Origin of the sequence: Mycobacterium sp. (genome assembly GCF_049802695.1) — a bacterium.
Classification (GTDB): Bacteria; Actinomycetota; Actinomycetes; order Mycobacteriales; family Mycobacteriaceae; genus Mycobacterium.
The window spans coordinates 1-7,550 of sequence record NZ_JBARMY010000377.1; the positions used below are offsets into that span (position 1 = coordinate 1).

A 7,550-nucleotide genomic window follows, 5' to 3' on the forward strand; every position below is an offset into this window, starting at 1 on the left:
GCACAATGGCTTGGCCGCCGTGGCGCACCGCCGTATGCGATCGAGCGGTGACCAGGCTGATCACCTCGGTGTCCTGCACCGTCCAGCCCATCCGCGCGCACGCCAGCGTCACCGCCGACACGTGCGGCAGCACGGTCACCCGCTGCGGCCCGAACAACCGGATCAACGTGCCGCCGATGCCGTGTAACAGCGGGTCACCGCTGGCTAAGACGTGCACGTCGGGCCCAGGAACGAGCGGGTCGAGCAGGCCGGCCAGCGCCGGCAGCATCGGTGACGGCCACACCCGCGTGGTCGCGCCCACACTGTCGTCGAGCAGGTCGAGTTGTCGACGCGAACCGTATACAACTGCGGCGCAGCGCAATTCGCGTCGCGACGCTTCCGCCAAACCTGACATCCCGTCGGCGCCGATCCCTACTACGACAATCATCGCGGCAACCGCCGCCACACGAATTGCGGTAGCAGCCGCATGCCGCAGAACACCGGCCGCAGCGCCCACGGGATCCACACCGTCCGTCGCCCTCTGGCCAGCGCCCGAGCGGTCGCCGCGGCCACCTGCGACGGGGTGCTCGGCAGCGGCGCGGGCGTCATGCCTTCGGTCATGCGGCCGATGACAAACCCCGGCCGGGCGATCAAAACCCGCACACCGGTGCCGTGCAGCGAATCCGCGAGCCCGCTGACGAAGCCGTCCAAACCGGCTTTGGCCGAGCCGTAGACATAGTTGGCCCGCCGCACCCGCACTCCGGCCACCGAGGAGAACACCACCAGCGAACCTCGGCCCGCCGCCCGCATCTCAGCCGCGAGGTGGGTCAGCAAGCTGACCTGCGCGACGTAGTCGGTGTGCACGATGGCCACGGCGTGGGCGGCGTCGGTCTCGGCGCGGGCCTGGTCGCCGAGGATGCCGAAGGCCAGCACCGCGGTGTCGACGGGACCATGCCGGGCAACGATGGCGGCCACCAGCCGACCGTGCGAATCCAAGTCGTCGGCATCAAACTCCACGGTGTGTACGGCCGCCGCCCCGGCCGCCTCCACCGCGGCGACCTGGTCGGTTAGCCGGTCTGCCCCGCGCGCCGCCAGTACCACAGTCGCTCCCACGGCCAGCCGGGCGGCGAGTTCGACGCCAATTTCGCTGCGGCCACCGAAGATCACTACCGTCTTGGCGCCCGTGTCACCCACGGGTTGCATTATTACCTGCGATAACGTGTGCGGTGATGGCCCGCACCACGACTCGGCTGACCAACGACGCGCTGGCATTTCTCAGCGAACGGCACCTCGCGATGCTGACCACCCTGCGGGCGGACAATTCGCCGCACGTGGTGGCAGTGGGATTCACCTTCGATCCCAGGACGCACATCGCCCGCGTTATCACCACCGGAGGCTCCCAGAAGGCGGTCAACGCCGAGCGCGGCCGGGTGGCGGTGCTCAGTCAGGTCGACGGCGCCCGTTGGCTGTCGTTGGAAGGCCGGGCCAGCGTCAACGTCGCGATCGAAGCCGTTCGCGACGCCGAGCTGCGCTACGCCCAGCGCTACCGCACTCCGCGACCCAACCCGCGGCGGGTGGTCATCGAGGTGCAGATCGAGCGGGTGCTGGGATCGTCTGATCTGCTCGACCGCAGCGACGACTAGCCCCAAACGCCACATCCGTCGCAGCTGGCCGGAAGTGTCGCTGTGCCCACCTTCGAGCGACAAATTGTCCGGGTTTCGCCCGTTGTCGCTGTGAGACGGGCACAACGGATGTTCCTGCTGGTCCGCGCGACGAAATATGGTCAGCCGCCGCCGGCACGAAGCGTAATGCGATGCCGGCCCTCCGGCACCGCGACGGTCGGACCGCTCGGCTTGTCGTCGAGTTCCACCGTTACCGCCGGCGGCAGTGCGGCGAGCTTGATTTGTGTGGCGTTGTCGGTGGCAACGGCGATGCTGGTCTTCGGCAACGCAGCGAGGCCGGCTCGGGCGACGTCCAGGGTGAGGCTGGCGACCCCGCTCAGAGCCAGCGTCAGATGGGGCAGCCGGTCGGCGGGCGGCCCTGGCCGCCAGACCAGCTCGGAGTACAGGCCGGGCGTTGGGTCCAAGTGCAGGATGAAACCGCGGTGCCGCTGCGTGGTGTGCGTCGGGTCCGGCCGCGCATACGAACGGGCGTCGACCTTGGCGATCGCCCCGCGCGTCGCCGTCACCTGGGGATCAGCGGTCAGCTCCGATATCCACCACACCTGGTGCGGTCCAATCCCCAGATCGGGGCGTACCAGTTGCGGATACCAGGCGAAGGTGATGTGGCCAGGGTCGGCTTGGCGCAGGCCGGTGCCCATGTGCGACACCGGGTCGTCGAACTTGTCCTGCAGCACCCAGGCGAGGTGGTCCTCCAGCGGGTAGGCGGTGAACCGGTACCGGTAGCCGAGCCGGTCCAATTCGAGCGCCTGTTCGGCGGCCGAAGCGAACGGCACCAACTCATCGAGCAGCCCGTGGGCGATGACGTAGGGCAACCAGCGCGCATTCACCAGCAGCCGCCAGGTGTCGCCCTCCCGGGCGCAGTGCGACTTCAGGTCGAGGTCGGCGGGGAGGTCGACGTCGGGCCACAGCCGCACCCCGCACGTGGCCGGGCCGGCCAGCACAACAGCCTGGGAGAAGACCTGCGGATAGGCCAGCCCGAGCTTGTATGCGGCGTAGCCACCCATCGAATAGCCCGCGATCACCGTGCGGTTGGGGTCGGTGCCCAGTTGCTCGGCCACCCGCGCCCACACTTCCCAGACGTCGAGTTCACCCTCGTCGAAATACCAGCACGACGGACCCCGGGCCAGCGGCGTGACGACGACCGAGTTGCGGCCTTCGCAGACTTCATGCAGCAACCGCGGCTCGATTGTGGCGAATTGGCTCTGCCCGAGCGACAGCGAGTGCAGCAGCAAGGTCAGCGGCAGCCGCTGACCTTGCGCGTAGGTTGACGGCAGACATACCGAGTAGGGCTGCACCCGCCCGAGGAAGAGCGGCTTGGTGCTCAGAATGCTGAGCAGATCGGCCGCGGCAACGCCCTGGCCCAGGTCGGCCGAGGACACGTACCAGCGGGTCGAGGCGCCGGTGATGAGGGGTTCCGGGGTGGCGGCGGCGGCGCCCAGCTCATCCCACGGGACCGCCAGCGAGAACTGGGAGACGTCCCCATCGGTCAGCGCTGCGGCCTGCGCAGCGTCGGACCAGAAGTTCAGGTGCGGCTGCTCCTGCTCGGCGGTGCGAAAGGTGACGTTGTAGACGCTGGCTTGGCCCGGCAGCGCCCCGCGTTCGGCGGGGACGTCGGCGAAGCCGTCCCCGGAGGCGTTCGCCAAACCCGCCGCCAGGCGAACGGTCCAGGTGCCGACGGGCTCCAGCACGGAGCGCGGGATCCGCGCCCAGAACGTCCGCGATTCCATGTCGACGCCGTGTTGGACCGACGTCGTCGCGTGGGTGTCCAGATCGATCAACTGGGCACCGGTGCCCGACATCAGCAGCGCCATGTCGATGCCCGCCGACCGAATGCCGGCGCCGGCCGGCCACACCTCCGAAGCGGCCGCGGCGCGGTCCGTGTCGAAGGTGAACAACGCGATCGGCACCGATGGGTCGACCAGCGTGTTCCAATCCACCCGCCACCAGGTGTCGGTTTCGGTCAGCCCGACGGCTGCCCGAAAAATGTCGGCACCGTTGCGGGCCGCGGGCCCGTCGGGGTAGACGTAGGTGCCGCGCGGCGGCGCCTGGATCTTCAAATCTCCGACCGGTAATCCTGTCGCACCATGGTCGTCGTAGAGGAAGTCGGTCCAGAACAGCGCACCGCCGGCCAACCGTCCGGTCCCGCAGGTGCGTGGGAATTCCTCACCGAACGGCCAGCCGGCGGGTGTGGGCAGTTGCGGCTCCGGCCGGCGGGCAGCCGGCGGAACCCCTTCCGGCATGCCGTCGACGACGACCAGGTCACCGGGCGGCGCTGGCGCGGGTGTGACAATGTCCGCGATGGCGTTGACGACATGAGTTGCGATGCGAAGTGGCAGCAGCGCGAGGTTGAGCAGCACCACCCAAACTTACTCGGGCGACGACACCCCTCGCGCCGGAATACTCGTCACGCGAATGGTTTTCCGAGCATCCGGGCGCGGTATTCGCTGGGTGCCGATCCGTGCACGGCCTTGAACTGGCGTGAGAAGTGAGCCGCATTGACCAGGCCCCACCGCGCGGCAATATCGCCTACTTCCCGTCAGACCGGCACCACGATCAGCTCGTGCGGCCGGTTGTTGACCGCCAGTGCGCCGTCTTCGGTCACCACGACGATGTCCTCGATGCGGGCACCCCACCGGCCCGGGAAGTAGATGCCGGGCTCCACGGAGAACGCCATGCCCGGCGCCAGCGGCAGGTCGTTGCCGGCGACGATGTAGGGCTCCTCGTGCACGGCCAGGCCGATGCCGTGACCGGTGCGGTGCACGAAGTACTCAGCGAGGCCCGCCTGGGCCAACACATCTCGCGCGACCGAATCCACCTGCTCGGCGGTCACTCCTGGACGCACGGCGTCGACAGCTGCGCGCTGCGCGCGCTGCAGAATCGAGTATCGTTGTGCTACTTCGGGATCAGGTTCGCCGAGACAGTATGTGCGGGTCGAGTCCGAGTTGTATCCCGGTTCGCACACCCCGCCGATATCGACCACCACCACGTCACCGGGTGCAAGCTCACGATCGGAATACTCGTGGTGCGGGTCGGCACCGTGCGGGCCGGAGCCGACGATGACGAATGCCACCTGCGAATGCCCTTCGGCGACAATCGCTTCGGCAATGTCGGCGGCGACGTCGGCCTCGGTTCGGCCGGGCACCAGGAACTCGGGCACCCGGGCGTGCACCCGGTCGATGGCGGCGCCGGCCTGGCGGAGTGTGTTGATTTCGGCCGGGTCTTTGAGCATTCGCAGACCGCGTAGCACACCGGTGGCCAGCACGGGCGCAATGCCCAGCAGGTCGGCCAGCGGCAGCAGGTGCAGCGCGGGTATCGAATCGGTGACCGCGACCGCGGCCGGCGCAGCACCCACCGCGGCCGCAACCAAGTGGTAGGGATCGTCGCCGTCCACCCAATCGTGCACCGTCAGCCCCAGTTCGGCGACCGCGGATTCTTTGAGCGAGGCCAACTCCAGCCGCGGCACCACCACGGTCGGCAGACCGGACGCGGGAACCACCAACGCGGTGAGTCGCTCAAAGGTCTGCGCATTCGAACCGACCAGGTAACGCAGGTCGTAACCCGGAGTGATCACCAGACCGGCGAGACCGGCGTCGCCGGTAGCCGTCGCCGCCGACGCCAGTCGACGGGCATAGACTCCGGCGTCGAATCGTCGGGAACCCATGCGCCCAAAGTTAGCTGGCCCGTCGAACGTCGACTCGTTGGGGTCATTACGCGGAAAAGTCGACAAGAACTCGACGCTCGGCGAAAGGATGACCAGCATGCCCGCGCCCCTGTTACTGCTCGACGGCGCCAGCATGTGGTTCCGCTCCTATTTCGGGGTGCCGTCGTCGATCACCACCCCCGACGGCCGGCCGGTGAACGCGGTGCGCGGTTTCATCGATTCGATCGCCGCGGTGATCACCAAGCAGCGGCCCGGTCGGCTGGTGGTGTGCCTCGATCTGGATTGGCGTCCGCAATTCCGGGTTGACCTCATCCCGTCGTACAAGGCGCACCGCGTCGAGCAGGCGAATGCCGACGGCGAATTCGACGTCGAGCAGGTGCCCGACGACCTGACGCCGCAGGTGGAGATGATCGAGGAGATTCTCGACGCGTTCGGCATCTGCACCGGCGGTGCGCCCGGTTTCGAGGCCGACGATGTGATCGGCACATTGGCCGCGCGTGAACGCCGCGATCCGGTGATCGTCGTCAGCGGAGACCGTGACCTGTTGCAGGTGGTGGCCGACGAGCCGGTTCCGATCCGGGTGCTCTATCTCGGCCGCGGGCTGACCAACGCCAACCTGATGGGTCCGGCCGAGGTGGCCGAACGTTACGGAGTGCCGGCCGATCGGGCCGGCGCCGCCTACGCCGAGTTGGCCCTGCTGCGCGGCGACCCGTCCGACGGGCTGCCCGGTGTGCCCGGCATCGGCGAGAAGACGGCCGCCACGTTGCTCGCGCAGCACAAGTCGCTGAGCGCGATCGTGGCAGCCGTCGACAACCCGAAATCGTCACTGGCCAAAGGTGTCCGGAAGAAATTGCGGGCGGCCGCGAATTACGTCGAGACGGCCGGCTCGGTGGTGCGGGTCGCCACCGACGCGCCGGTCAAGCTGTCGACACCCACCGACGCGCTGCCGTTGGTGGCCGCTCATCCGCGGCGCACCGCCGAACTGGCGACCGAACTGGGCGTCGGGTCGTCGATCGAACGCTTGCAGAAGGCGCTCGACTCGCTACCCGGTTAACCGGGGCTTATTGATCCGGCCTACTGCGGCCGACCGACCTCGTAAGTGCCCTTGTTGTCCTGAAACGTCACCGTGACGTGCCGCTTGGTGCCGTCGATGCTGACGTCGCAGGTGAAGGTGTCGCCCTTCTTGACCGTCGGGTTATGACCGTTGTTGCAGGCGACGTCTTTGACGTTCTTGGCGCCATAGCCGTTCGTCTCGTCGGTCAAGATGTGCTGCACCCCGTCCTGGGCTTTCTTGACGTCCAGCTTGGTGGTGACGAAGAACCCGGGTGCCCAGAACCCAAGCACCAAGATCACCACCACGAGAACCGCGGCGAAGCCGGCGATGATGGCCCCGATGAGGCCGCGGCGCGGACCGCCGGCGCCGGGCGGCGGTCCGTAAGGTGCGGTTTGCTGGGGGTACTGCCCGGGCTGACCGTACTGGCCGGACTGCGGCGGATATCCGGGCTGACCATACTGCCCGGGTCCATATTGACCCGGCTGTCCGTACTGGCCAGGCTGCCCGTATTGGCCGGGCTGACCGTACTGCTCAGGTTGCTGATATCCGGGAAGCGTTTGGGCCGGTGGGTAGCCCTGGCCCGGCTGCTGGTATTGCGGGTACTCCGTGGGCGAGTATGCAGGCGCCTGCCAGGTCTGCTGATCGCCGATCGGCTGCTGCCACGACGACGTCCCAATGGTCGGGCCCCCGCCTGACGAGTGATGCTGTTCGTCGCCTTGGCGCGGCGGCTGCCATGGATTCGTCGGATCGGGCCCCTGCGGTCCGCTCATCGTGTCTCCAGTCCTTCCCGACTCGATCCCGTTCTGCTCCTGATGCGCCGGAGTAACGGTAGCTGTCGCTCAGCCTACTCGGCGTCAACTGCGACGACGCCGCGCCGCACGGCCTCGATCGCGCGCTTGGCGCTGCTTCTCAGGTTGGGCTCAAGTGCGGTGTTGCGCACCTGATCCAGCAGGTCGAGCACCTGCCGGCACCAGCGCACGAAGTCTCCGGCCGACAACGCCGAACCGCTACCCGACTCTTCGGCGGCGGCCAGCGCCGCGCTCAGATCACCGGTGCTGGCCCACCGGTAGATGGCGTCGACGAAGCCGTCGTCGGGCTCGCGACTCGGCGCGATCCGGTGCCGCTGCTCGTCGGCGCGCAGTGCCGCCGACAACCGTCGGGTCCGCACCAGCGC

8 protein-coding genes and 1 pseudogene are annotated in these 7,550 nt (G+C 68.3%); 2 read left to right on the forward strand and 7 right to left on the reverse strand.

Going from position 1 to position 7,550, the window contains the following annotated elements:
- Together cbiE and WA317_RS15520 are read right to left on the reverse strand one after the other, a co-directional pair.
- The coding region (gene cbiE, locus WA317_RS15515) for a precorrin-6y C5,15-methyltransferase (decarboxylating) subunit CbiE (protein WP_425173876.1) at positions 1-427 on the reverse strand (427 nt) is incomplete at its 3' end.
- A complete protein-coding gene (locus tag WA317_RS15520; RefSeq protein WP_425173877.1) occupies positions 424-1,173 on the reverse strand; it encodes an SDR family NAD(P)-dependent oxidoreductase in 750 nt (249 codons plus the stop codon). The genes WA317_RS15520 and cbiE, both read right to left, overlap by 4 nt.
- A gap of 35 nt (positions 1,174-1,208) precedes the next feature.
- Between WA317_RS15520 and WA317_RS15525 the strand changes: the two genes are divergently transcribed.
- On the forward strand, positions 1,209-1,622 hold the full coding sequence (locus tag WA317_RS15525; protein WP_425173878.1) for a F420-dependent biliverdin reductase: 414 nt from the start codon (positions 1,209-1,211) through the stop codon (positions 1,620-1,622).
- A gap of 140 nt (positions 1,623-1,762) precedes the next feature.
- Here the strand turns inward: WA317_RS15525 and WA317_RS15530 are convergent, their stop codons facing one another.
- From WA317_RS15530 to WA317_RS15540, 3 genes are read right to left on the reverse strand one after another with little or no spacing between them, the layout of a single operon-like run.
- Entirely contained in the window at positions 1,763-4,021 is a 2,259-nt protein-coding gene (locus WA317_RS15530; RefSeq protein WP_425173879.1) for an alpha/beta hydrolase-fold protein, read from the reverse strand.
- A gap of 44 nt (positions 4,022-4,065) precedes the next feature.
- Positions 4,066-4,182 (reverse strand): hypothetical protein, encoded by a 117-nt coding sequence (locus WA317_RS15535; RefSeq protein WP_425173882.1) that lies wholly within the window; start codon positions 4,180-4,182, stop codon positions 4,066-4,068.
- A 15-nt stretch (positions 4,183-4,197) separates the two neighbouring features.
- Positions 4,198-5,322 (reverse strand): M24 family metallopeptidase, encoded by a 1,125-nt coding sequence (locus WA317_RS15540; protein ID WP_425173883.1) that lies wholly within the window; start codon positions 5,320-5,322, stop codon positions 4,198-4,200.
- 97 nt (positions 5,323-5,419) lie between these two features.
- Here WA317_RS15540 and WA317_RS15545 point away from each other — a divergent pair, with 97 nt between their 5' ends.
- Positions 5,420-6,376: a 5'-3' exonuclease gene (locus WA317_RS15545; RefSeq protein WP_425173880.1), complete on the forward strand. Its 957-nt coding sequence runs from the start codon at positions 5,420-5,422 to the stop codon at positions 6,374-6,376.
- A gap of 20 nt (positions 6,377-6,396) precedes the next feature.
- Here the strand turns inward: WA317_RS15545 and WA317_RS15550 are convergent, their stop codons facing one another.
- Positions 6,397-7,146: a DUF4333 domain-containing protein gene (locus tag WA317_RS15550; RefSeq protein WP_425173881.1), complete on the reverse strand. Its 750-nt coding sequence runs from the start codon at positions 7,144-7,146 to the stop codon at positions 6,397-6,399.
- 74 nt (positions 7,147-7,220) lie between these two features.
- Positions 7,221-7,550: pseudogene (locus WA317_RS15555) on the reverse strand (DEAD/DEAH box helicase); the annotation flags it as partial.

Coding starts and splice junctions, on each gene's coding strand:
- WA317_RS15525 (WP_425173878.1), top strand. CDS start 1,209: ATGGCCCGCACCACGACTCGGCTGACCAACGACGCGCTGGCATTTCTC.
- WA317_RS15540 (WP_425173883.1), bottom strand. CDS start 5,322: ATGGGTTCCCGACGATTCGACGCCGGAGTCTATGCCCGTCGACTGGCG.
- WA317_RS15545 (WP_425173880.1), top strand. CDS start 5,420: ATGCCCGCGCCCCTGTTACTGCTCGACGGCGCCAGCATGTGGTTCCGC.
- WA317_RS15550 (WP_425173881.1), bottom strand. CDS start 7,146: ATGAGCGGACCGCAGGGGCCCGATCCGACGAATCCATGGCAGCCGCCG.